Origin of the sequence: Pseudomonas sp. R3-18-08 (genome assembly GCF_003852065.1) — a bacterium.
In the GTDB taxonomy this organism is placed as follows: domain Bacteria; phylum Pseudomonadota; class Gammaproteobacteria; order Pseudomonadales; family Pseudomonadaceae; genus Aquipseudomonas.
In genome coordinates this window covers 1,881,787-1,905,449 of the sequence record NZ_CP027729.1, presented here as the reverse complement: position 1 = coordinate 1,905,449, position 23,663 = coordinate 1,881,787, and the positions used below count along the sequence as shown (strand labels likewise).

At 59.4% G+C, this 23,663-nt stretch carries 20 protein-coding genes; 7 read left to right on the top strand and 13 right to left on the bottom strand.

Going from position 1 to position 23,663, the window contains the following annotated elements:
- From C4J92_RS08780 to fabB, 4 genes are all read left to right on the top strand, one after another.
- Entirely contained in the window at positions 1–930 is a 930-nt protein-coding gene (locus C4J92_RS08780; protein ID WP_124403565.1) for an ABC transporter substrate-binding protein, read from the top strand.
- Positions 927–2,828 carry an ATP-binding protein gene (locus C4J92_RS08775; RefSeq protein ID WP_124370179.1) on the top strand — a complete coding sequence of 634 codons (1,902 nt, stop codon included), beginning with the start codon at positions 927–929 and terminating at the stop codon, positions 2,826–2,828. The genes C4J92_RS08780 and C4J92_RS08775 overlap by 4 nt, the downstream gene beginning before the upstream one ends.
- A gap of 249 nt (positions 2,829–3,077) precedes the next feature.
- The gene (gene fabA, locus C4J92_RS08770; RefSeq protein ID WP_003210552.1) at positions 3,078–3,593 is read left to right on the top strand and encodes a 3-hydroxyacyl-[acyl-carrier-protein] dehydratase FabA; all 516 of its coding nucleotides are present in this window, start codon (positions 3,078–3,080) and stop codon (positions 3,591–3,593) included.
- A gap of 11 nt (positions 3,594–3,604) precedes the next feature.
- Positions 3,605–4,825 (top strand): beta-ketoacyl-ACP synthase I, encoded by a 1,221-nt coding sequence (fabB, locus tag C4J92_RS08765; protein WP_124366438.1) that lies wholly within the window; start codon positions 3,605–3,607, stop codon positions 4,823–4,825.
- Between the two features lie 554 nt (positions 4,826–5,379).
- Here the strand turns inward: fabB and C4J92_RS08750 are convergent.
- A complete protein-coding gene (locus C4J92_RS08750) occupies positions 5,380–6,372 on the bottom strand; it encodes an amidohydrolase family protein (protein ID WP_372238388.1) in 993 nt (330 codons plus the stop codon).
- Between the two features lie 170 nt (positions 6,373–6,542).
- On the opposite strand from C4J92_RS08750, the gene C4J92_RS08745 reads away from it, so the two are divergent.
- Together C4J92_RS08745 and C4J92_RS08740 are read left to right on the top strand one after the other, a co-directional pair.
- Positions 6,543–6,959, top strand: a complete 417-nt coding sequence (locus C4J92_RS08745) for an OsmC family protein (RefSeq protein WP_124361989.1) — start codon at positions 6,543–6,545, stop codon at positions 6,957–6,959.
- Between the two features lie 65 nt (positions 6,960–7,024).
- Positions 7,025–7,891, top strand: coding sequence for a pirin family protein (locus tag C4J92_RS08740; protein ID WP_124403562.1), 867 nt, complete (start codon positions 7,025–7,027; stop codon positions 7,889–7,891).
- Positions 7,892–7,989: 98 nt separating this feature from the next.
- On the opposite strand, the gene C4J92_RS08735 is transcribed toward C4J92_RS08740, so the two are convergent.
- The 4 genes from C4J92_RS08735 to C4J92_RS08720 all read right to left on the bottom strand — a co-directional run bounded on the left by C4J92_RS08735 (position 7,990) and on the right by C4J92_RS08720 (position 11,674).
- Positions 7,990–8,718, bottom strand: coding sequence for a dienelactone hydrolase family protein (locus C4J92_RS08735; protein WP_124403561.1), 729 nt, complete (start codon positions 8,716–8,718; stop codon positions 7,990–7,992).
- Positions 8,719–8,784: 66 nt separating this feature from the next.
- The gene (gene htpG / locus C4J92_RS08730; protein WP_124366434.1) at positions 8,785–10,689 is read right to left on the bottom strand and encodes a molecular chaperone HtpG; all 1,905 of its coding nucleotides are present in this window, start codon (positions 10,687–10,689) and stop codon (positions 8,785–8,787) included.
- 89 nt (positions 10,690–10,778) lie between these two features.
- Positions 10,779–11,231: a PaaI family thioesterase gene (locus tag C4J92_RS08725; protein WP_124370175.1), complete on the bottom strand. Its 453-nt coding sequence runs from the start codon at positions 11,229–11,231 to the stop codon at positions 10,779–10,781.
- Positions 11,228–11,674, bottom strand: coding sequence for a PaaI family thioesterase (locus tag C4J92_RS08720; protein ID WP_124403560.1), 447 nt, complete (start codon positions 11,672–11,674; stop codon positions 11,228–11,230). The genes C4J92_RS08725 and C4J92_RS08720 overlap by 4 nt, the downstream gene beginning before the upstream one ends.
- A gap of 154 nt (positions 11,675–11,828) precedes the next feature.
- Here C4J92_RS08720 and C4J92_RS08715 point away from each other — a divergent pair, with 154 nt between their 5' ends.
- The gene (locus C4J92_RS08715) at positions 11,829–12,086 is read left to right on the top strand and encodes a hypothetical protein (RefSeq protein WP_124370173.1); all 258 of its coding nucleotides are present in this window, start codon (positions 11,829–11,831) and stop codon (positions 12,084–12,086) included.
- Positions 12,087–12,169: 83 nt separating this feature from the next.
- Here the strand turns inward: C4J92_RS08715 and C4J92_RS08710 are convergent, their stop codons facing one another.
- From C4J92_RS08710 to C4J92_RS08675, 8 genes are all read right to left on the bottom strand, one after another.
- Positions 12,170–12,910: a DUF599 domain-containing protein gene (locus C4J92_RS08710; protein WP_124403559.1), complete on the bottom strand. Its 741-nt coding sequence runs from the start codon at positions 12,908–12,910 to the stop codon at positions 12,170–12,172.
- Between the two features lie 143 nt (positions 12,911–13,053).
- A complete protein-coding gene (gene brnQ / locus C4J92_RS08705) occupies positions 13,054–14,367 on the bottom strand; it encodes a branched-chain amino acid transport system II carrier protein (protein ID WP_124403558.1) in 1,314 nt (437 codons plus the stop codon).
- 430 nt (positions 14,368–14,797) lie between these two features.
- A complete protein-coding gene (sucD, locus tag C4J92_RS08700; protein WP_048729999.1) occupies positions 14,798–15,679 on the bottom strand; it encodes a succinate--CoA ligase subunit alpha in 882 nt (293 codons plus the stop codon).
- Positions 15,679–16,845, bottom strand: a complete 1,167-nt coding sequence (sucC, locus tag C4J92_RS08695; RefSeq protein WP_003190011.1) for an ADP-forming succinate--CoA ligase subunit beta — start codon at positions 16,843–16,845, stop codon at positions 15,679–15,681. Before sucC ends, sucD begins: the two co-directional genes overlap by 1 nt.
- Before the next feature lie 204 nt (positions 16,846–17,049).
- Positions 17,050–18,486 (bottom strand): dihydrolipoyl dehydrogenase, encoded by a 1,437-nt coding sequence (gene lpdA, locus C4J92_RS08690; RefSeq protein ID WP_065949127.1) that lies wholly within the window; start codon positions 18,484–18,486, stop codon positions 17,050–17,052.
- A gap of 108 nt (positions 18,487–18,594) precedes the next feature.
- Positions 18,595–19,821 carry a 2-oxoglutarate dehydrogenase complex dihydrolipoyllysine-residue succinyltransferase gene (odhB, locus tag C4J92_RS08685; RefSeq protein ID WP_124366429.1) on the bottom strand — a complete coding sequence of 409 codons (1,227 nt, stop codon included), beginning with the start codon at positions 19,819–19,821 and terminating at the stop codon, positions 18,595–18,597.
- A gap of 44 nt (positions 19,822–19,865) precedes the next feature.
- Complete coding sequence (locus C4J92_RS08680; protein WP_124361978.1) at positions 19,866–22,697, bottom strand: 2-oxoglutarate dehydrogenase E1 component; 2,832 nt, start codon at positions 22,695–22,697, stop codon at positions 19,866–19,868.
- Positions 22,698–22,953: 256 nt separating this feature from the next.
- On the bottom strand, positions 22,954–23,658 hold the full coding sequence (locus C4J92_RS08675; protein ID WP_003172807.1) for a succinate dehydrogenase iron-sulfur subunit: 705 nt from the start codon (positions 23,656–23,658) through the stop codon (positions 22,954–22,956).
- Positions 23,659–23,663 lie beyond the last annotated feature (5 nt).

Here is a 23,663-nt window from a genome sequence, read left to right as displayed (position 1 = left end):
ATGGGCGACCCGTCACGGATGACCCTCCCTGTCGTTTCAAGGCTGTGGCGCAAAGGCTTGCTGCTGGCGTGCCTGCTGTTCACGAGGCCCGTGTGGAGCGCGGAAATCCTGCTGACCGCCGCCGAGGACGGTGCCGGCGTCCAAGCCTTTACCCAGGCCCTCGCGCAGCAGCGCCCCGAGGACCATGTCTCCTTCACCCTGCTGCAAAACCTGCCGGCGCCGAGCCAGTTGCCCGCCACTACCCGCCTGATCCTGCTCGACCTGCCCGGCCTCGACTGGCGCTTGCAGGACAGCCAGGGCCCGCCGACCCTGGTGCTGCGCATCAGTCGTCTGCAAGCCCAGCAACGCCTGGGCGGCGCTCACCCGGCAAAAATCAGCCTGTTGTGGAGCGATCCGCCGCTGACGCGCCAGTTGCGCCTGATCGCCAGCATCTTGCCCCAGGCCCGGCGCATCGGTGTGCTTTACGGTGCCGACAGCGAATTCCTGCTGCCCGAGCTACACCGGTACGCGGCACCGCTGGGCCTGGAAATCGTGCCGCAACGCTGGGACAACACCAATGACAGCCGCCCCCTGCAAGCCCTGTTCAAGAACAGTGACGTGCTGCTGGGCCTGGACGATCCGCAACTGTACAACCCTAAAACCGCCAAGAACCTGTTATTGAGCAGCTATGCCCAGCAATTGCCGTTGGTGGGGCCCAATGCCGGGTTTGTCCGCGCTGGGAGCCTGGCCAGCACTTACAGCGACCAGCCTGACTGGCTCGCGGTACTCGACCGGCTGCTGGACCACCCGCCTGCCAACTGGCCGCGCACGCTCTACCCGGAACATTTCAAAGTGGTGGGCAACCCGCAAGTCGCGCGCTCACTGGGCATCGAACAGGTCGACGAAGCTGCCGTCGCCGCCCGCTTGGCCGAAGGAGACAGACGCCCATGACCTTGCGCCGTCGCTGGGACATCAACACCCGCACCCAGCTCATTACCCTGGGGCCCGCGCTGTTGCTGACCTTGCTGTTGATCAGCTTCTTCACCTTCGTGCGCATCCAGGACTTGCGCCAGGAACTGGACCACACCGGCCAGTTGATCGCCAACCAACTGGCGCCGGCCACCGAGTACGGCGTTATTTCCGGCAACAACGAGGTGCTCGACACCCTGCTGCGCGCGACGCTGGCCACCCCCCACGTGCGCTTCCTGGAGATTCAGGACAGCGCCGAGAACATTCTGGTGTACGTCGAGCAGCCGTCGGAGAAACACGACCGCTCACTGTCGGTGAAGGTGTTCCAGGCACCGATCCGCTTGCAACATATCCAGTTGGGCAATGACTTTTTTCAGGACAATCTCAACGAACCCACGGCGCCGCGCGCGGATTACCTGGGCCGAGTGATCGTCGGGATGTCCAACGATGCGTTCAGCCAGCGCCAGCAGGAAATCCTGTTCAAGGCCGGCATCCTGGCGCTGTTCGCGCTGTTGTTCACCTGCCTGCTGGCGCGACGCCTGGCCGCCAGCCTGTCGCAGCCGATCAGCGCCATGGGGAATGCGGTGAAGGCCATCCAGCAGGGCGACTACAAGACACCGCTGCCGATTGTCGATGACTCCGAACTGGGCGATCTGGCGCGGCACATCAACAACCTGGCCGCCGGCCTCAACCAGGCCAGCCGTGAACAACAGCAGGCCATGGCCCAGTTGATCCAGACCCGCGAAGAAGCCGAGCGCGCAAACAATGCCAAGTCGGACTTCCTGGCGATGATGAGCCATGAGCTGCGCACGCCCATGAATGGCGTGCTGGGCATGTTGCAACTGCTGGAAACCACCGAGATGACCGAAGAGCAGGCCGAGTACGCGGCGCTGGCCTCCGAGTCCACCGAGCACCTGCTCAAGGTGATCAACGACATCCTCGACTTTTCACGTATCGAGCGGGCCGCGTTGGAACTGGAACATATTTCCTTCAACCTGGCCGAGCTGATCAGCAGTTGCGCCCAGGCGTTCCAGCACAGTGCGCAGCAACGCGGGCTGGCCCTGGAGCTGCCGATTCCATCGGGCATGGAAGCCCTGCGGGTGCGCGGTGATCCGACGCGTATCCGGCAGATTCTGGTGAACCTGATCGGCAATGCCTTGAAGTTCACCGAGCACGGCACGGTACACGTGCAGCCCCACTGGCAAACCCTGGACCATGAACTGGTGTGGTTCACCTGCACCGTGCGCGACAGTGGTATCGGCATTTCCGCCGAGCGCCTGGAATTAATGTTCGACGCGTTCCAGCAAGCCGACAGTTCCATTTCAAGACGTTACGGCGGCACCGGCCTCGGCCTGCCGATTGCCCGTACGCTGGCCGAACGCATGGGTGGCACCCTGCGCGCCCAGAGCGAAGAAGGCCGGGGTTCGGTGTTCACCCTGGAAATTCCGCTGGCTATCGATCAACAGAGCCTGCCCGCCATCGCCCCGGACGCCGTGGGTAAAACCAGTGCAGGCGACGGGCGGCATATACTGCTGGTGGAAGACAACCCGGTTAATCGTACCGTGGTCGAAGCCATGCTGCGCAGCCTGGGCTTCGAAGTCAGCCTGGCCACCGATGGCGCCGAGGCGATCCGCAGCGCCGAAAGCCTGATTTTCACGGCCATCCTGATGGATTGCCGCCTGCCATTGATCGACGGCTATGAGGCCACCCGGCGCATCCGCCAGCTGCCGGGCTGCGCCGATCTGCCGATTATCGCCCTGACCGCCAACGCCTTGCAGGGCGACCGCGAAGCCTGTCTGGCAGCCGGAATGAACGATTACCTGGCCAAACCGTTCAAACGCACGGATTTGCAGCAAATCCTTCAGCGCTGGGTGAACTAGCTGTGGCGTTCAAGCCAAGTCCGACTGGCGTGGAAGACGAAAGTGCGGCAGTCTTAGGCACCCGAACGGGCCGATAAACAGGTCCGGTTTAACATTTCAGTGAACAAGTGTACATTGAGTACCTTGACGCTGTGACTTTCACTACAACGCAATAGTCTATGTGTAGGCTACCGCTATGAGGCATGAACGCTTCATTCGGTTCGGGAAGATTTGCCCTACCCTGCCGCATGGGATTATTGAGGAGCTCGCATGACCAAACAAAACGCCTTTACTCGGGAAGACCTGCTGCGCTGCAGTCGCGGTGAGCTGTTCGGCCCAGGTAACGCGCAACTGCCCGCCCCGAACATGCTGATGGTGGATCGCATCACCCATATCAGCGAAGAAGGCGGCAAGTACGGCAAAGGTGAATTGGTCGCCGAGCTGGATATCACCCCTGACCTGTGGTTCTTCGCCTGCCACTTCGAAGGAGACCCGGTGATGCCGGGCTGCCTGGGCCTCGATGCCATGTGGCAACTGGTCGGCTTTTACCTTGGCTGGCAGGGCCTGCCGGGTCGCGGTCGCGCCCTGGGTTCGGGCGAGGTGAAGTTCTTTGGCCAGGTCTTGCCGACCGCCAAGAAAGTCACCTACAACATTCAAATCAAGCGCGTCCTCAAGGGCAAGCTGAACCTGGCCATCGCTGACGGTTCGGTGACTGTCGACGGTCGCGAGATCTATACTGCCGAAGGCCTTCGGGTCGGCGTATTCACTTCCACTGACAACTTTTAAGGGTTATCCGCATGCGCCGCGTCGTTATCACTGGTCTGGGCATCGTTTCTTGCCTGGGCAATGACAAAGAGACCGTCACCGCTAACCTGCGTGCAAGTCGCCCTGGCATCCGCTTCAACCCGGAATATGCCGAAATGGGTCTGCGTAGCCAGGTTTCCGGCTCCATCGACCTGCCCCTCGAAGAACTGATCGATCGCAAGATCTATCGCTTCGTCGGCCACGCTGCCGCCTACGCCTACCTGGCCATGAAAGACGCGATCGCCGACTCCGGCCTGAGCGAAGACCAGGTGTCGAACGTACGTACCGGCCTGATCGCCGGCTCCGGCGGCGCATCCACCCTGAACCAGATGGAAGCGCTGGACATCCTGCGCGAAAAAGGCGTGAAACGCGTTGGCCCGTACCGCGTCACGCGGACCATGGGCAGCACCGTTTCGGCTTGCCTGGCCACACCGTTCCAGATCAAGGGTGTCAACTACTCGATCTCCTCGGCCTGCGCCACCAGCGCCCACTGCATCGGCACTGCCGTTGAGCAGATTCAACTGGGCAAGCAGGACATCGTATTCGCCGGCGGCGGTGAAGAAGAACATTGGAGCCAGTCGTTCCTGTTCGACGCCATGGGTGCGCTATCCACCCAGTACAACGAAACCCCGGAAAAGGCCTCCCGCGCCTACGACGCCAAGCGTGACGGTTTCGTCATCGCCGGCGGTGGCGGCATGGTCGTGGTCGAGGAACTGGAACACGCCCTGGCCCGTGGCGCCAAGATCTACGCGGAAATCGTCGGCTACGGTGCGACGTCCGACGGCTACGACATGGTTGCGCCAAGCGGTGAAGGCGCCATCCGTTGCATGCAGATGGCGATGTCCACCGTGGACACCCCGATCGACTACCTGAACACCCACGGCACTTCGACTCCGGTCGGCGACGCCAAGGAAATGGAAGGCGTACGTGCGGTATTCGGGGACAAGGCGCCGAAAATCAGCTCCACCAAGAGCCTGTCGGGTCACTCTCTGGGCGCCGCTGGCGTTCACGAAGCGATCTACTGCCTGCTGATGATGGAAGGCAACTTCATGGCCGGTTCGGCCAACATCGACGAGATCGACCCGGTCGTCGCCGATATGCCGATCCTGACCAAGACCGTTGAAGATGTAAAAATCGACACCGTGATGAGCAACAGCTTCGGCTTTGGTGGCACCAACGCCACCCTGGTGCTGAAACGCTGGCAGGGCAAGTAAGGCCTGTAGCTTGATCCAATGAAAAGCCCCGACTGGTTCGGGGCTTTTTTATGGGCCATTGAATGAGACCGGATCACCTGCATCGGGGCCGACCAGGATGCTGGATCAGAGCGAGTACATATCCGTTGCTGCGGTAACGGCTGCTATGGGTTCCGCCCAACGGCGGCTCACTTTTGAAAAGCGCAAAAGTAAGCAAAACGCTCTTGCCCCACCACTCGGCACCTCGCTTCGGCTCGGTGTGCCCGAACGCAGGCTTGAATCCGTGGGCCGCCGCCATGCGCCATCCATGGCGCAGGGCGGCTAACCCGGCGTCCTGCCGGGTTACCCACGGATTCAAACCTGCGTTCGGCCAGCGTGGTTTAACGGGGCGCCTAGATCAAGAGCAAGATCAAGAGCGGCTCGCTTCGCATCGTGGTTAGCGTAGGCTGCTGCTACAAAGTTGTGTAGATACCTATGCACCGATAGGGCCACCTCAGCCCCAGCCCTACACAAAAACCGCGCCACCGCTGTACGTTAACGGCGCCTTACGTCATTACACAAAACCAAACCCGCTATCAATGCGCTCCCTCATCGCGAGGCGACTTGGGCAGGATGGCCAAAAAGTTATCCCGCGCGACCTTGTGGGCAACGTCTTCAGGCAATGCATCAAGGAAGGGATCAAAGCGGCGCATTTCCTTACCCAGCTTGTTGAAGCGTCCTACCACGTCAGAGCCCAGCATAAAGCGATCCGGGAAACGCTCTACCAGCTTGACCCACTCCGGCCGGGGCTTTCCGACATCATCCAGCAAATACGGGGTGAGCATGCTCCACGATAGGTCGATATACAGATTGGGGTAGGTTTCCAGCAGGCGATTCAAGGTGGGCAGCAAGAACTCCATTTGCACCTGATGGCGATGGATTTCCTTGCTGGTGCCGGCGTGGGCCCAGATAAAGCGCGTGTGCGGATGGTTGCGCAGCGGCTGCTCGATTTCGGCCAGGTACAACGGGTTGCGCTCGCGCTTGGAGGTGATGTTGGAGTGCACCATCACCGGCAGGTCGTTCTCCGCCGCCAAGTGATAAATGCGCGTCATGGCTTCGTTGTTGGCGCGTGGTGTGTCACCCGAGGTCAGCGCGGTGAGGTCGTCGTGGCGGGTAAACACCTCGCCTATGCCCTGCCACAGCCCCGGGTTGAGGTCGAGCATGCGCTGGATGTGGGCAGCGGAGTTCTTGTCGTTTGGATTGAAACCGGCCAGGAACGGATGAAAGTGCTGGCGCTGTTCAGGGGTCAGCTTATTGACCGCGGCGGCGACGATGACATCGGTGGCGCTGTACCAATAGGCATCGGCGTCATCGCCTGCGTAATAGCGCGGGCGCTTGGGTTCGTCCTCATGCCATTTCTTGGCCACGGGAATGCCGGAAATCATTACATGTTCGATGCGATTCTCCGCCATGGCCTTGAGCAGCTTGTCCATGCCTGCGGTTTCCTGGAAAAAATCCACGTAATGCAGGTGCGCATCGCTGTAGGCATACTCGCGGGCCTGCGCGGCAAGGCTGCTGGCGGCGAGCATCAGGGCAAAACTCACACGGGTCCAGAGCACGGTGATACCTCGATAGGGGCTGATACGGGTAGACCCTACGCCACACATCAGGGTTCAGCACGGACAAAAACCTGGAACGCCCCGGCGTCGGCATGTTCTATTACTGCATGACCGTCATCCACAGCCTTGTGAGGTTCGCCATGCCTGTTACCGTCAATACGTTGAACGCTGAGAATTTCCGTCACAGCGTCGCTATCAACAACCACGAGCTGTTTACCGACCTGCCCAAGAGCCTGGGAGGTGACGATTCAGCGCCCTCTCCCCATGATTACTTCGATGCTGCGCTGGCATCGTGCAAGGCCTTGACCGTCAGGCTCTATGCGCAGAAGAAAGATATTCCGCTCACCGGCGTGACGGTAGAAGTTACCCACGACGCCGCCGAAGAGCAAAAAGGTAAGTACAGGCTCAACGTCAAGCTGACCCTCAAGGGCGTACTCACCGACGCTCAGCGCGATGAGTTGCACCGTGTCGCCGACAAGTGCCCGGTGCACAAACTGATGACCACCGCCGAAGTCAGCATCGAGACCACACTTTCGGAAGGCGCCTTCAGCCAATAACGCCAACTCTGTCCGAGCGGGTTATGCTCAGCGTCATCCAACCCGCTCAGACAGGGATGCCCCCCATGACCACGCTCACCGTGATCCGCCCTCGCCCCGAAGATGTCGAGGGCCAGCCTATCCTGCGCCCACTGCCCTCGCGTGAATGCCGCAGCGTCGGGCCTTTCGTGTTTTTCGACCATATGCTGCCGACCCGTTACGCGCCGGGCAGCGGGATGAATATCCGCCAGCATCCACATATCGGGCTGTCGACCCTCACCTATCTGTTCGAAGGCACCTTGCTGCACAAAGACAGCCTGGGCTCGGACCAGGTGGTGCAGGCCGGCGAGGTCAGCTGGATGACTGCCGGCAGCGCGATTGCCCACGTCGAGCGCACCCCCGAGGCGGTCAAGGCCAGTGGTTTTACGCTGCATGGGCTACAAGTGTGGCTGGCATCGCCCAAGCACCACGAAACCGGGCCTGGCCACTACAGCCATCATCCGGCGCCGAGTTTGCCGGTCAGCGATAACCTGGGCGTGCAGGTGCGCCTGATCGCCGGCAGCGGGTTCTGTCTCAAGTCGCCAGTACCGGTGCTGTCGCCCACGCTGTACGCCGACGTGCGGATGCAGACGGCCACTACCCTGCTGATTCCGGATGAGCACGAGGAGCGCGCGGTGTATGTGCTGGAGGGTGACGCGCAGTTGGACGGTGAGGTTCTGGAGGTACGCAGCCTGGTGGTCTTACCGACTGGGCAGGAGATGACCCTGTCTGCCGAGAGTGCCTGCCACCTGGTGATACTCGGCGGCGCGCCGCTGGATGGGCCACGGCGGATCAACTGGAACTTCGTGGCGAGCGACCCGGCAGTGATTGAACAGGCACGGCAGCGCTGGGCGGCTGGGGATTGGCCGACGGTGCCGGGGGAGTCTGAAAGGATTGAGTTGCCTGATAGATAGTCATCGGGGGCAAGCCCCCTCCCACATTTGCAATGTATTCACAATCCAAGTGTGGGAGGGGGCTTGCTCCCGATAGCGTCCGAACAGACACTAAAAAATCAGCCCTTGAACACCTCATCCAGCAAGTTATGCATCGACCGGAACGCCCGCGCTGCTGTCTTGGCGTCATACATCATCTTGCCGGGCACATTGGCATCGGGGTCGGTAAAGGAATGCACCGCGCCACCGTAGCTGAGCAATTGCCAATCCACACCCGCCGCGTTCATTTCATCTTCGAACGCCGGCAGTTGTTCTTTCGGTACCAGCGGGTCCGAGGCGCCGTGCAGCACCAGCACTGAACCCTTGATGTTCTTCGCATCTGCGGGGTTCGGTGTGTCGAGGGTGCCATGGAACGATACCGCCGCTTTCAACGGCGCACCGGTACGGGCCAGCTCCAGGGAGCAGCAGCCACCGAAGCAGAAGCCGAAGGTCGCCAGTTTCGACGTATCCACAGCCGCTTCAGTCTGGCTTTGCAGGTGTTCGAAGGCGGCTTGCATACGCTTGTTCAGCAAGGCACGGTCGTTCTTCAGCGGCATCATCGCCGCACCCGCCTCATCACCGTTCGAAGGGCGCACGGTTTGCCCATAGAGGTCGGCGATCAACACCACATAGCCTTGGCCGGCCACGCTCTTGGCGATCTCTTCGGCCCCTGCGCTCACGCCCATCCAGTTCGGCGCCATCAACAGCCCCGGCAGCGGGCCTTTGTGGCTGGCATCGAACGCCAAGCGGCTTTCATAAGTCTGGCCATCAATCTGATAGACCACGGAACGTAGTGTGACTTGGCTCATGATTCACTCCAGTTGAGGTGCGCTAAAACGAAAAAACCCGCCGAAGCGGGTTTTTCTACAACGGTGTTAAACCGACAGTTCAACCAACAGCTTGTTCAGTCGGCGCACATAAGCGGCCGGGTCTTTCAGGCTGTCGCCAGCGGCCAGGGCCGCCTGGTCAAAGAGGATGTGCGACAAGTCGCCAAAACGCTCTTCGCTCTGCTCACCGTCGAGCTTCTCGATCAGCGGGTGCGCCGGGTTGAATTCGAAGATCGGCTTGGAATCCGGAACCTTCTGACCGCTGGCTTCGAGGATCTGACGCATCTGCATGCCCAGGTCCTGCTCGCCGATGGCCAGGATCGCCGGCGAATCGGTCAGACGATGGGAAACCCGCACTTCGCTGACGGCTTCACCCAGGGACGCCTTGATGCGCTCAACCAGGCCTTCTTTGGACTTGGCGACTTCTTCAGCGGCTTTCTTGTCTTCCTCGGAATCCAGGTTGCCCAGGTCCAGGTCGCCACGCGCCACGTCCACAAACGACTTGCCGTCGAATTCGGTGAGGTAGCTCATCAGCCACTCATCGATACGGTCGGTCAGCAGCAGCACTTCGATGCCTTTCTTGCGGAAGACTTCCAGGTGCGGGCTGTTTTTAACCTGAGCGTAGGTTTCACCGGTGAGGTAGTAGATCTTGTCCTGACCTTCCTTGGCGCGTGCCAGGTAGTCGGCCAGCGACACAACCTGTTCACCGTCTTCACCTTGAGTCGAGGCAAAACGCAGCAGGCCGGCGATTTTTTCCTTGTTGGCGAAATCTTCTGCCGGACCTTCTTTCATGACCTGGCCGAAGTTTTTCCAGAAGCCCTTGTATTTCTCAGGCTCGTTCTTCGCCAGTTTTTCCAGCATGTCGAGTACGCGCTTGGTCAACGCCGACTTCATGGAGTCGATGATCGGGTCTTTTTGCAGGATCTCACGCGACACGTTCAGCGACAGGTCGTTGGAGTCGACCACGCCCTTGATGAAGCGCAGGTACAGCGGCAGGAACGATTCCGCCTGGTCCATCACGAACACACGCTGGACGTAAAGCTTCAGGCCTTTCGGCGCTTCGCGCTGGTACAGGTCGAACGGCGCACGGGCCGGCACGTAGAGCAGCGAGCTGTATTCCAGCTTGCCTTCGACCTTGTTGTGGCTCCAGCTCAGCGGGTTCTCGTAATCGTGGCCGATGTGCTTGTAGAACTCCTGGTATTCCTCGTCCTTGATCTCGGTACGCGGACGGGTCCACAGCGCGCTGGCGCGGTTGACGGTTTCCCATTCGACGGCAGGTGTTTCTTCGCCTTCGGCAGCCGTCTGTTCTTTCGGCAGCTCGATCGGCAGGGCGATGTGGTCGGAGTATTTCTTGATGATGTTGCGCAGGCGCCAGCCATCGGCGAATTCGTCTTCGCCATCTTTCAGGTGCAGCACGATACGGGTGCCACGGTCAGGCTTGTCGAGGGTGGCGATTTCAAACTCGCCCTCACCTTTGGAAGCCCAGTGCACACCTTCGCTGGCGTCAAGACCGGCGCGGCGGCTGAACACTTCTACCTTGTCGGCAACGATGAAAGCCGAATAGAAACCCACGCCGAATTGGCCGATCAGGTGAGAATCTTTTTTCTGGTCGCCCGACAGGTTCTTCATGAAGTCTGCGGTGCCGGATTTGGCGATGGTCCCCAGGTGCGTGATCGCATCGTCACGGCTCATGCCGATACCGTTGTCTTCGAGGGTGACGGTTTTGGCGTCTTTGTCGTAGCTCACACGGATTTTCAGTTCGGCGCCACCTTCCAGCAACTCAGGCTTGGACAGGGCTTCGAAACGTAATTTGTCGACAGCGTCAGAGGCGTTCGAGATCAATTCGCGAAGGAAAATTTCCTTGTTGGAATACAGCGAATGGATCATGAGGTGCAGCAGCTGCTTCACCTCGGTCTGGAAGCCCAGGGTTTCCTTTTGAGTTTCCACACTCATGGTCATCAAACTCCAATTGGATGGCAATGGCCGCGCCCGAAAGGGTTGGCGGCGGGTTGTCATCAAAGTTGGGGGCTCCAACCTGGATTTCAAGGGCGCGGCGGTTCCTCGATCTTGAAATGTGCACGAGCGGTGGCAATTGGTTCGGCTGACGTGGTTTGCCAGGCGGTGATCGCCACGTTGGCGACACGCCGGCCCTGGCGCCACACCTGACAGGTGGCGTAGGTGTCGCGAAAATGGCCGGCGCGCAGGTAATCCAGCGAGAAGTCGATGATTTTCGGCAGGCCCGGGGCGCCGGTAAATACGAGCAAGTGCAACGCCGCTGACAGTTCCATGAAGCCGGCGATCACCCCGCCATGCAGCGCCGGCAATATAGGGTTACCAATGTTGTCCTTGTTGGCTGGCAGGCGAAACAGCAATTCGTCCCCTGAGCGCGAGCATTGGACGCCAATCAGCTTTGCGTAGGGAACCAGATCGAGCAGTGCCGCGTAATCGCCGCGCCCAAGCGCTTGCTCCAGGCCGGTCTTGAATCGATGACTCATGCTGGCAGCCCCTTGAGGTGCTTGCCCATGCGCATGAAGGTGCCTACTACATGGGCAATGGGCTGCTGCGGATCGTCCTGATAGGCCACGCCGCGGGTGAAGATCACATCGGTGGTTACCCGGTAGCATTGGGCGAAGCCATACACCGGTTTATGCGGCTCGGCGGGATGCATGTAGTCGATGCGCAAATCCAGGGTCGGGCATACCTCGAACTCGGGCAGCACGCACAGGGTGGCCATGCCGCAGGCGGTGTCCATCAACGAAGTCAGCGCGCCACCGTGGATGACGCCGGTGCGGGGATCACCGACGATATGCGCGCCGTAGGGCAACACCAGCGTCATGCCCTCCTCCGTCGCAGCGTGGACCGTAATCCCCAGTACCTGGCAATGGCGAAGCGCCGAAGCAAAGCGAGTGGCGCGGTCTAACAAGGGGGTTTCGGTCATTGTTTTTAAATTCTTATTAGTGTGGGTGGGCCGGATAGGTAATAATTTGGAAAGTTCCTGGCGAAAAGCTTTATATATCTGTGGAACAAAAGGAACTAATGCTGGCCCCTTGAGTTCGAAAGGCCAGTAGATATCTTCAATAAGGAGAAACACCATGCGCAACACATTAGCTATTTCCATGATGCTGGCCGCTACCCTCGGCCTGGCTGCCTGCGACAAGAAATCCGAAGACAAAGCCCAAGACGCCGCTGCACATTCTGAGCAAGCTCAGCAAGACATGGCGAAAGCACAGGATAAAGTGAACGACGCTGCGAAAGAAAACGCCGATGCTGCCAAAGCTCAGGCCGAATCGAACGCTGCCGCCGCGAAAGAAGCTGCACCTGCCGCACCTGCAGAGCCTGCCAAGCAGTAATCGCACGGTGTAAAGCTGTAGTGCTGCAAAAGATAGCCCGCTTATAAAGCGGGCTTTTCTTTGCCTGTTGTTTTATCCGGCGTTCAAGACACGTTGTCTTTTGCCGGATCCGGGACGTGCATCTCCGTCGGGGTATACACCATCACCTGTAAAACGTCGGAATGGAACTCACGGCGGTAAAGCACTAATACCACCCCGCTGCTCATCAACATGAACAACCACGGGCTGACAAACCAGGCCAGCATGGTCATGCCGAAGTAATAAGCGCGCAGGCCAAAGTTGAACTGGTTGGCCGCCATCGAAATCACCCGCGCCGCCCGCAAGGCAAACGCATTGCGCTCCTGCTCCGACACATGCCGCTCACCGATCATCGGCGCCGAGCCCACCAGCACTGCGGCAAAGTTGTACTGACGCATGCACCAGCTGAAGGTGAAGAAGGCGTAGACGAACACCAGCGCCAGGCACAGCAACTTGATCTCCGACATACCCTGGGAGGCTTGCTGCACCATGGGGATATCCGCCAGCAGCGATACCGCCCGCTCGGAGGCGCCCAGCACGGTGAGGATGCCGGCGAGGATGATCAAGGTGCTGGAGGCGAAGAACGAGGCGTTCCGCTCCAGGTTACCGATCACGCTGGCGTCGGCGATGCGGTTATCGCGCAGCAACATGCGGCGCATCCAGTCTTCGCGATACAGATGCAACACGCTGGCCAGGCAGGCCGTGTCGCGGGCCTTCCAGGTGGCGTAACGGGTATAACCGCCCCAACACAGGATGAACCATAGGGCAGCAAGCAGGTGGACTTGATTGGTTTCGACAAACGACATGTGGGCCCTTGTTCACAGTTTCCATTTGAGAAATGAGTCACCTGTTCGACGCTAGCTCAAGCAAAAAGACACTGCATGACGCCCATAAAAAATGCCCCGTATCGATTGATACGGGGCATTTCAGCAATGCGTTGCAACCGGTACTACGCGATGGCTTCGCTGCGTTTGCCCAGCATGCGATCCACCACCACCGCCACCACCAGGATCATCACCGATGGCACCAACCACGCCAGGCCCTGCTCGCTCAACGGCAGGTGCATCAGTTGCGACGGCATCCAATCCGCCAGGCCCGCGCCCTTGAGCGCATCGATGCAGCCAAAGATAAACGACACCAGCATGACCGGGCCAACGATACGGCCCTGCTCCTGCCAGAAATCCTTACAGAAGCTCAGGGCCACCAACACGATGCACGGCGGGTAGATCGCGGTGAGCACCGGGATGGAGAACGCGATCAGCTTGGTCAGGCCCAGGTTGGACACGAACAGCGAGAACAGCGCGAGGATCACCACCAGGGTCTTGTAGGACAGCGGCAGCACACGGCTGAAGTACTCGGCGCAGGCGCAGGTCAGGCCCACGGCGGTGACCAGGCACGCCAGGGAAATCAGCACCGCCAGGAAACCGCTGCCCAGTGAGCCGAAGGTATGTTGTACATAGGCGTGCAGCACCGCAGCGCCGTTACTGGCACCTGCGGCCACGGCATGGCTGCCCGAACCCAGGCGGAACAGGCTGATGTACACCAGCGCCAGGCCCACGCCGGCAATCAGCCCGGCAATGATTGCGTAACGCGTGATCAGCTTGGGCGATTCCACGCCACGGGAGCGAATCGCATTGACGATGACAATGCCAAATACCAGCGCACCCAGGGTATCCATGGTCAGGTAGCCATTGATAAAGCCCTGGGAGAATGGCGCGGCGACGTATTCCGGCGTGGCGACACCGACTTCACCGGCCGGCAAGGCAAACGCGGCGATGCCGAGGATGGCCAGTGCGATGATCTTCAACGGCGCGAGGAAACGCCCCACGGTGTCCAGCAGGCGCCCTGGGTACAGCGACACGAAAAACACCACCAGGAAATACACCGCGCTGTAGAGGAACAGCGCCAACGGGCTTTCGCCGGTCAGCGGCGCCAGGCCCACTTCGAACGAGACGGTGGCGGTACGCGGCGTGGCGAACAGCGGCCCAACCGCCAGGTACGCCGCCGCCGCGAGCAGGCCGCCGGCGATCTTGCCGATCGGGCTGCTCAGCGCATCCATACCGCCGCCGACCTTGGCCAGTGCGATCACAGTGACTACCGGCAGGCCAACTGCGGTAATCAGGAACCCCAAGGCGGCCATCCAGACGTGTGGCCCGGACTGCAAGCCCACGATAGGCGGGAAGATGATGTTGCCGGCGCCCACGAACAGGGCAAAGGTCATAAAGCCCAACGCCAGGATATCCTGGCTTTTCAACACTTTCATTTGAGGAAATACCACACTACTGAATCGGAATTTAGAGAGGGCTTCCCTATGGATGAGGGAAAGGCTGCCGGTCCTGATCGGGACCGACCGGTCCAGCGCGGGGCTTCCTTTTGGGAGGCGCACGCATAAAGAGGCGGCTAGGGTACAGAATTAGCCTGACAAACGCACTGTTGCAGGGCGAACTGTCCGATAAGCGACATTTCAATGTCGTGTTTTCATATTTAATTTAGCAATGCAGATAAAAATGTGGGAGGGGGCTTGCTCCCGATGGCAGTGTGCCAGTCAATATATCAGTGACTGATTTACCGTCATCGGGAGCAAGCCCCCTCCCACATGGGACCGAGTACATTTCAATAAATGGGCGGGCCCAAATGCACAAAGGCCACCCGAAGGTGGCCTTTGCTGGTAAAGCGTCAGCTAAGCGCGAGGCTTACTTGACAGCCCAACCGGTCAGCTCGGACAAAGCCTTGCCGATGTCTGCCAGCGAACGCACGGTTTTCACGCCTGCGTCTTCCAGGGCAGCAAACTTCTCGTCTGCAGTGCCCTTGCCGCCAGAGATGATTGCGCCAGCATGGCCCATGCGCTTGCCCGCAGGGGCAGTCACACCAGCGATGTAGGAAACAACCGGCTTGGTCACGTGTGCCTTGATGTAGGCAGCGGCTTCTTCTTCAGCCGAACCGCCGATCTCACCGATCATGACGATCGCTTCGGTCTTCGGGTCTTCCTGGAACAGCTTCAGGATGTCGATGAAGTTGGAGCCTGGGATCGGGTCACCGCCGATGCCGACGCAAGTCGACTGACCGAAACCGGCGTCAGTGGTCTGCTTCACAGCTTCGTAGGTCAGGGTGCCGGAACGGGAAACGATACCGACTTTGCCTGGCAAGTGAATGTGACCTGGCATGATGCCGATCTTGCATTCGCCTGGAGTGATAACGCCTGGGCAGTTAGGGCCGATCAGGACAACGCCCAGCTCGTCGCACTTAACTTTAGCGTCCAGCATGTCCAGGGTAGGAATGCCTTCGGTGATGCACACGATCAGCTTGATGCCGCCGAATGCCGCTTCCAGGATGGAATCTTTGCAGAAAGGTGCTGGAACGTAGATCACGCTGGCGGTAGCGCCAGTGGTTTCTACAGCTTCTTTCACGGTGTTGAACACTGGCAGGCCCAGGTGCTCGGTGCCGCCTTTGCCCGGAGTTACGCCGCCAACCATCTTGGTGCCGTATTCGATGGCTTGCTGGGTGTGGAAACTACCTTGCGAACCGGTAATACCCTGGCAGATAACTTTGGTGTCTTTATTGATCAGGACGCTCATTATTTGCCCTCCGCAGCTTTGACAACTTGTTGAGCAGCGTCGGTCAGGCTGGTAGCCGCGATGATGTTCAAACCGCTTTCTGCCAGTACTTTAGCGCCCAGTTCAGCGTTGTTACCTTCAAGGCGAACAACAACCGGGATTTTAACGCCAACTTCTTTCACTGCACCGATGATGCCTTCGGCAATCATGTCGCAACGAACGATGCCGCCGAAGATGTTGACCAATACTGCAGCGACGTTGGAGTCGGACAGGATGATCTTGAACGCTTCGGTAACGCGTTCCTTGGTAGCGCCACCACCTACGTCGAGGAAGTTGGCTGGTTTGCCGCCATGCAGGTTGACGATGTCCATGGTACCCATGGCCAGGCCGGCACCGTTGACCATGCAGCCGATGTTACCTTCCAGGGCTACGTAGTTCAGTTCGAACTTGGCAGCGTGCGCTTCGCGCGGATCGTCCTGGGACGGATCATGGAAAGTCTTCAGCTTAGGCTGACGGTACATGGCGTTGGCGTCGATGTTGATCTTGGCGTCGAGGCAGTGCAGATCGCCGTCAGCCTTGATCACCAGCGGGTTCACTTCCAGCAGGGCCAGATCGTGATCCTGGAACAGTTTGGCCAGACCGACGAAGATCTTGGCGAACTGGGCAACTTGCTTGCCTTCCAGGCCCAGCTGGAAAGCCAGCTCGCGACCCTGGAATGGCTGAGCGCCAACCAGTGGATCGATAGTGGCTTTCAGAATTTTTTCTGGGGTTTCGTGAGCGATCTTCTCGATATCCACGCCACCTTCGGTGGAAGCCATGAACACGATGCGACGGCTCGAACGGTCAACGACAGCGCCCAGGTACAGCTCTTTAGCGATATCAGTGCACGATTCAACCAGGATCTTGGTGACTGGCTGGCCATTGGCATCAGTCTGGTAAGTCACCAGACGCTTGCCCAGCCACTGCTGTGCGAAGGCCTTGGCGTCTTCTTTGCTGCGAACCAGCTTAACGCCGCCCGCTTTACCGCGACCACCGGCGTGGACCTGGGCTTTGACAACCCACTCGCTGCCGCCGATTTTGTCGCAAGCTTCTGCTGCTGCTTCCGGGGTGTCTACTGCGTAGCCCTTGGAAACTGGCAGGCCGTATTCAGCGAACAGCTGCTTACCCTGATACTCGTGAAGATTCATGCTTTTTACCGTCTTCGTTAGGTACTGCGCATTCGGCGCTGCGCTCATTATGAGTGCCGCGCCACCTGTGACTGCTGCTTGCGCAACTTGCAGGGCTTAAGGCCCGTAAAGCTGCGCAAGGCTGCGTCCAGCGGATATTCCGCGGTGAGTCTTGCGCGCAAGGCTCACGACGGGCAACTCCGCCGTGGTTTCTTATTATCTCGCTTAGCGCTTCTTGCGGTTGGCGATGTGGATGGCGCCGCCATTCACAGCCAACGCTGCTTCATGCAACGCTTCGGACAGGGTCGGATGGGAGAAGACCATCATGCCCAGGTCTTCGGCGCTGGTGCCGAATTCCATACCGATAGCGCCTTGCTGAACCAGTTCTGCAGCGCTTGGGCCAATCACGTGGACGCCCAATACGCGGTCAGTCTTGGCATCAGCGATGACTTTGACAAAACCACCGGTGTCGTTGGCTGCCATGGCACGGCCAGAAGCGGCAAACGGGAAGGTGCCGACGTTAACTTCAACGCCTTCAGCTTTCAACTGCTGTTCGTTCTTGCCGACCCATGCAATTTCCGGGTGGGTGTAGATAACCGATGGAATCAGGTCGTAGTTCATCTGGGTCTTGTGACCCTTGATGCGCTCGACAACCATGATGCCTTCTTCGGAAGCCTTGTGGGCCAGCATCATGCCACGAACCACGTCGCCGATCGCGTAAACGCCCGGTACGGTGGTTGCGCAGTGATCGTCAACGTGGATGAAACCACGCTCATCGATGCTCACGCCGCTGTCGGAGGCCAGCAGGTCGGTGGTCACTGGACGGCGACCAACGGCTACGATCAGCTTGTCGAAGGTGATGGTCTGCTCGCCTTCCTTGTCGGTGTAGGTCACGACCACTTCTTCGCCGTTGACTTTAGAACCGGTAACACGGGCGCCCAGCTTGATGTCCAGACCTTGCTTGGTCAGGGTCTTGTAGGCTTCCTTGGACACGGCGGTGTCGGCAGCCAGCAGGAACGTGTCCAGGGCTTCGAGCACGGTCACTTCGGAACCCAGGCGCGACCATACCGAACCCAGCTCCAGGCCGATCACGCCGGCGCCGATCACGCCCAGGCGCTTAGGTACGGCCTGGAATTCCAGGGCGCCGGTCGAATCAACGATCACGTTCTGATCGACTGGAGCCGGTGGAATGTCGATTGGACGCGAACCCGGTGCCAGGATCACGTTCTCGGCTTCGATGACTTCAACCGAGCCGTCCGGCTTGGTGATTTCAACTTTCTTGCCGGCCAGCAGTTTGCCGTGGCCTTGCAGGGAAGTAACGCCGTTGGCCTTGAACAAGGTGGCAACGCCGGAAGTCAGGCCTTTGACGATGTTGGCTTTACGGCCGACCATCGCTGGCACGTCCATGGTCACGCCAGCATGGTTGATACCGTGGATCGCGAAGCCATCCTGGGCTTCGTGGAATTTCCAGGAGCTGTCCAGCAGCGCCTTGGACGGAATGCAACCCACGTTCAGGCAGGTACCGCCCAGCGCCAGTTTGCCTTCCTTGTCGGTGTACTTTTCGATGCATGCAGTCGAGAGGCCCAGTTGTGCGGCCTTGATGGCGGCAACATAGCCGCCAGGGCCTGCACCAATCACTACAACGTCAAATTTCTGTGTCATAAAAAGGTTCCCTTTTTAGCTGCAAGCTACAAGCCGCACGCCGCAAGTTGAAAGCACCGCTCGCCGCTTTGGGCTTGGCGCTTGCAGCTTGCGACCTGCAGCTGCTTTTTAGATATCCAGAAGCAGGCGAGCCGGGTCTTCCAGCAGGTTCTTGATGGTCACCAGGAACGTCACGGCTTCTTTACCATCGATCAGGCGGTGATCGTAAGACAGCGCCAGGTACATCATTGGGCGGATCACGACCTGGCCGTTGATGGCCATCGGACGCTGGATGATGTTGTGCATGCCCAGGATCGCAGCTTGCGGTGGGTTGACGATCGGCGTCGACATCATCGAACCGAAGGTACCACCGTTGGTGATGGTGAAGGTACCGCCGGTCATCTCGTCGATGGTCAGCTTGCCGTCACGGGCTTTCTTGCCGAAGCCGGCGATGCCGCCTTCGATTTCGGCCAGGCTCATCAGCTCGGCGTTACGCAGAACCGGAACCACCAGGCCACGGTCGCTGGACACGGCAACGCCGATGTCTGCATAGCCATGGTAAACGATGTCGGCGCCGTCGATGGAAGCGTTGACTGCCGGGAAGCGCTTGAGCGCTTCGGTGGCCGCTTTCACGAAGAACGACATGAAGCCCAGGCGCACGCCGTTGTGGGACTTCTCGAACAGATCCTTGTACTTCGAACGCAGGGCCATGACTTCAGTCATGTCGACTTCGTTGAACGTGGTCAGCATCGCCATGTTCGACTGAGCTTCAACCAGGCGCTTGGCCACGGTGGCACGTACACGGGTCATCGGTACGCGCTTCTCGGTGCGGTCGCCGGCGGCGAATACAGGCGCGGCGGCAGCTGGAGCAGCGGCCTTGGCAGGTGCGGCAGCCGGAGCGTTTTTCTTGGCTTCAATAGCAGCAACCACGTCTTCCTTGGTAACACGGCCGTCTTTGCCGGTGCCTTTGATGGAAGCCAGGTTGATACCGTTCTCTTCAGCCAGTTGACGCGCAGCCGGTGCAGCGATTGGGTCTTCGCCACCTGCAGCCGGAGCGGCGGCCGGGGCAGCAGAGGCAGCGGCAGCCGGTGCGGCAGCAGCAGGCGCGGCAGCAGCACTGCCCTCTTCGATCGAGCCCAGTACCTGGTTCGACAGAACGGTAGCGCCTTCTTCTGCAACGATCGCGCCCAGCACGCCGTCGGCTTCGGCCAGCACTTCCAGCACAACCTTGTCGGTCTCGATGTCGACGATCAGGTCGTCACGCTTGACGGCCTCGCCTGGTTTCTTGTGCCAGGTGGCAACGGTGCCATCGGCAACCGATTCCGGGAATGACGGGGCTTTGATTTCGATAGCCATTATCTGTAGGTCCTTAAAATTCGGTTTCAGTCAGCGCGAAGGCGTTAAACAGTGAAAGCATCTTGCAGCAGTTTTTCCTGCTGCTCGGCGTGCATCGACGCATAGCCACAAGCAGGTGCAGCAGATGCATCACGACCGGCGTACTCCAGGCCCAAAGCCTTGTTGTGGTTGCCGATGCTGCGACGCAGGTGATGCTGGCTGCTGTACCAGGCGCCCTGGTTCATCGGTTCTTCCTGACACCACACGACATTCGTGAGGTTGGTGTAAGGCGCGATGATCTCCATGAGGTCATCTTCCGGGAACGGGTAAAGCTGCTCGATACGCACGATGGCGATGTCTTCGCGGCCTTCGGCACGGCGTTTTTCCAGCAGATCGTAGTAGACCTTGCCGCTGCACAGGATCAGGCGAGTGACCTTGGCGGCGTCCAGCGTATCGATTTCTGGAATAACGGTCTGGAACGAACCTTCGGCCAGGTCTTCCAGGGTCGAAACGGCCAATTTGTGACGCAACAGCGATTTGGGGGTCAACACGACCAGCGGCTTGCGCAGCGGGCGGATTACCTGGCGACGCAGCAAGTGGTAGATCTGCGCCGGGGTCGTCGGCACGCACACCTGGATGTTGTGCTCGGCGCACAACTGCAGGTAACGTTCCAGACGGGCCGAGGAGTGCTCCGGACCCTGCCCTTCATAACCATGGGGCAACAGCATGGTCAGACCGCACAGACGGCCCCACTTGTGCTCGCCGCTGGTGATGAACTGGTCGATAACCACCTGGGCACCGTTGGCGAAGTCGCCGAACTGGGCTTCCCAGATCACCAACGCCTGCGGCGTGGTGGTGGAGTAGCCGTATTCGAACGCCAGTACGGCTTCTTCGGACAGGAACGAATCGTACAGGTCGAAACGTGGCTGGCCTTCGTACAGGTTCTGCAACGGGATATAGGTGCCCGCGTCTTTCTGGTTGTGCAACACGGCATGACGGTGCGAGAACGTACCGCGGCCGATGTCCTGGCCGGTCATGCGGATCGGGTGACCTTCGAACGCCAGGGTCGCGTACGCCATGGTTTCGGCGTAACCCCAGTTGATCGGCAGGCCGCCGGCTTGCATCTTCTGACGGTCTTCGTAGATCTTCGCAACCTGGCGCTGAACCACGAAGCCTTCAGGGATTTCCAGCAACTTGGCAGACAACTCCTGCAAGGTCTTCAAGTCGAAGCTGGTGTCGTGGCGCGCGGTCCAGGTGTGCCCCAGGTACGGACGCCAGTCAACGAACAGCTCTTTGTTCGGCTCTTTGACCAGACTCTTCACTACATGCAGGCCGTTATCCAGCGCGTTGCGGTATTCATCGATTTTCGCCTGAACACGCGCATCATCCAGCACGCCGGCCTTGGTCAGGCTTTCGGCGTACAGCTCACGGGTGGTGCGCTGCTTGGTGATCTGCTGGTACATCAACGGCTGGGTGCCGCTTGGTTCGTCCGCTTCGTTGTGACCGCGACGGCGGTAGCAAACCAGGTCGATCACCACGTCACGCTTGAATTGCATGCGGTAGTCAACGGCCAACTGGGTCACGAACAGTACGGCTTCCGGATCATCGCCATTCACATGGAGAATCGGCGCCTGGATCATCTTGGCAACGTCGGTGGCGTACTCGGTGGAGCGCGCATCCAGCGGGTTGCTGATGGTGAAGCCAACCTGGTTGTTGATGACGATGTGAACCGTACCGCCGGTCTTGAAGCCGCGGGTCTGCGACATCTGGAACGTTTCCAGGACCACGCCTTGACCGGCGAATGCCGCGTCACCGTGGATGGAAATCGGCAGCACCTTTTCACCGGTGGTGTCGTTACGACGATCCTGGCGAGCCCGCACCGAACCCTCGACCACTGGAGAAACGATTTCCAGGTGGGAGGGGTTGAAGGCCATGGCCAGGTGAACTTCACCGCCGGTGGTCATGACGTTGGACGAGAAGCCCTGGTGGTATTTAACGTCACCGGAACCCAGTTCGACCTTCTTCTTGCCTTCGAACTCGTCGAACAGCTCGCGCGGGTTCTTGCCGAAGGTGTTGACCAACACGTTCAGGCGACCACGGTGGGCCATGCCGATCACGACTTCCTTGGTGCCATAGGAACCGGAACGCTGGATCAGCTCGTCGAGCATCGGAATCAGGCTTTCGCCGCCTTCCAGGCCGAAACGCTTGGTGCCCGGGTATTTGGTACCCAGGTATTTTTCGAGACCTTCAGCGGCAGTCACGCGCTCGAGCAGGTGGCTGCGCACATCGGCGGACAATACCGGACGGCCACGCACGCCTTCCAGGCGGTGCTGGAACCACTGGCGTTGCTCGGAATCGGTGATGTGCGTGAACTCAGCGCCGATGGTGCGGCAATATGTCTGCTGCAACGCTTCGTGAATTTCGCGTAGGCTCGCTTCCTCTTTGCCGATGAACAGGTCGCCGGCACGGAAGGTCGTATCAAGATCGGCATTGGTCAAGCCGTAATGATTGATCGACAGGTCAGCAGGTGCAGGACGCTGCCAGAGCCCCAGCGGGTCAAGCTGGGCCGCCTGGTGGCCACGCATACGGTAAGCCTGGATCAGTCGCAGTACTTCAACTTGCTTCTTCTCGTGCTCACTGCTCACGCTGCCGGCGGAAACCGGTTGGGCGCGGCGCTGGTTCTTTGCCAGCAGCACGAAATGATCGCGAATCGCAGCATGCGATACATCGGTGGCAGCGTTGCCGTCTGAAGACAACGTCTGAAATTTGGTGCGCCATTCTTCTGGCACAGCGTTAGGGTCGTGCAGGTAGAGCTCATAAAGCTCTTCCACATAGGCAGCGTTACCACCTGAAAGATAGCCGCTGTTCCACATGCGCTGCATCACGCTTTCTTGCATGCTTGGTCACCCTCGATTTGGGGACACCACCGGCGAAAACACCGAGTTTGCTTGCAAAAGGCCAAGTGCAGCGACCAAAACAAGCCACTTAGGATCACGCTGATAGTTCGGGTACCAACCCGAATGCCCCTGCTTGTCTCATTTCTTCAAAATAAGAGCCGCGGCTTTGTAAGTCGCTGCTCAAGTTAAAACTACGGCGCCGGTTGAAGCCTGCGCCGCAGCATTTACGGGCACAACGGTCCTGCTTTTACGTCAGTTACACGCCGCTTTGCAGCAGCATGTTACGGATGTGACCAATGGCCTTAGTCGGGTTCAGGCCTTTGGGACATACGTTGACGCAGTTCATGATCCCGCGGCAGCGGAATACGCTGAACGGGTCATCCAGTGAAGCCAGACGCTCGGACGTCTTGGTGTCGCGGCTGTCTGCCAGGAAGCGGTAGGCTTGCAGCAGTGCAGCCGGGCCCAGGAACTTGTCCGGGTTCCACCAGAAGGACGGGCAGGACGTCGAGCAGCAAGCGCACAGGATGCACTCGTACAGGCCGTCGAGTTTTTCACGCTCTTCCGGGGACTGCAGACGCTCGATGGCCGGAGCCGGCGTGTCGTTCTGCAGGAATGGCTTAACTTTCTCGTATTGCTTGTAGAAGATGCTCATATCGACAACCAGGTCACGGATAACCGGCAAACCTGGCAGTGGACGAACGATCAGCTTGTTGCCCTTGACCACGGCGGACAGCGGCGTGATGCACGCCAGGCCGTTTTTGCCGTTGATGTTCATGCCGTCGGAACCGCACACACCTTCACGGCAAGAGCGACGATAGGAGAAACCTTCGTCCTGCTCTTTGATCAGTGCCAGTACATCCAGCACCATCAGGTCTTTACCACCGGTATCGACCTGGAACTCCTGCATGAACGGCGCGGCGTCCTGATCAGGGTTGTAGCGGTAAACACTGACTTTCAACATGGCAG

Coding starts and splice junctions, on each gene's coding strand:
- C4J92_RS08715 (WP_124370173.1), top strand. CDS start 11,829: ATGCGCAACACATTAGCTATTTCCATGATGCTGGCCGCTACCCTCGGC.
- C4J92_RS08725 (WP_124370175.1), bottom strand. CDS start 11,231: ATGAGTCATCGATTCAAGACCGGCCTGGAGCAAGCGCTTGGGCGCGGC.
- odhB (WP_124366429.1), bottom strand. CDS start 19,821: ATGGCTATCGAAATCAAAGCCCCGTCATTCCCGGAATCGGTTGCCGAT.
- sucC (WP_003190011.1), bottom strand. CDS start 16,845: ATGAATCTTCACGAGTATCAGGGTAAGCAGCTGTTCGCTGAATACGGC.
- C4J92_RS08775 (WP_124370179.1), top strand. CDS start 927: ATGACCTTGCGCCGTCGCTGGGACATCAACACCCGCACCCAGCTCATT.
- sucD (WP_048729999.1), bottom strand. CDS start 15,679: ATGAGCGTCCTGATCAATAAAGACACCAAAGTTATCTGCCAGGGTATT.
- C4J92_RS08745 (WP_124361989.1), top strand. CDS start 6,543: ATGCCTGTTACCGTCAATACGTTGAACGCTGAGAATTTCCGTCACAGC.
- C4J92_RS08780 (WP_124403565.1), top strand. CDS start 1: ATGGGCGACCCGTCACGGATGACCCTCCCTGTCGTTTCAAGGCTGTGG.
- htpG (WP_124366434.1), bottom strand. CDS start 10,689: ATGAGTGTGGAAACTCAAAAGGAAACCCTGGGCTTCCAGACCGAGGTG.
- C4J92_RS08735 (WP_124403561.1), bottom strand. CDS start 8,718: ATGAGCCAAGTCACACTACGTTCCGTGGTCTATCAGATTGATGGCCAG.
- lpdA (WP_065949127.1), bottom strand. CDS start 18,486: ATGACACAGAAATTTGACGTTGTAGTGATTGGTGCAGGCCCTGGCGGC.
- C4J92_RS08720 (WP_124403560.1), bottom strand. CDS start 11,674: ATGACCGAAACCCCCTTGTTAGACCGCGCCACTCGCTTTGCTTCGGCG.
- C4J92_RS08675 (WP_003172807.1), bottom strand. CDS start 23,658: ATGTTGAAAGTCAGTGTTTACCGCTACAACCCTGATCAGGACGCCGCG.
- fabB (WP_124366438.1), top strand. CDS start 3,605: ATGCGCCGCGTCGTTATCACTGGTCTGGGCATCGTTTCTTGCCTGGGC.
- brnQ (WP_124403558.1), bottom strand. CDS start 14,367: ATGAAAGTGTTGAAAAGCCAGGATATCCTGGCGTTGGGCTTTATGACC.
- C4J92_RS08740 (WP_124403562.1), top strand. CDS start 7,025: ATGACCACGCTCACCGTGATCCGCCCTCGCCCCGAAGATGTCGAGGGC.
- fabA (WP_003210552.1), top strand. CDS start 3,078: ATGACCAAACAAAACGCCTTTACTCGGGAAGACCTGCTGCGCTGCAGT.
- C4J92_RS08680 (WP_124361978.1), bottom strand. CDS start 22,697: ATGCAAGAAAGCGTGATGCAGCGCATGTGGAACAGCGGCTATCTTTCA.
- C4J92_RS08710 (WP_124403559.1), bottom strand. CDS start 12,910: ATGTCGTTTGTCGAAACCAATCAAGTCCACCTGCTTGCTGCCCTATGG.
- C4J92_RS08750 (WP_372238388.1), bottom strand. CDS start 6,372: ATGCTCGCCGCCAGCAGCCTTGCCGCGCAGGCCCGCGAGTATGCCTAC.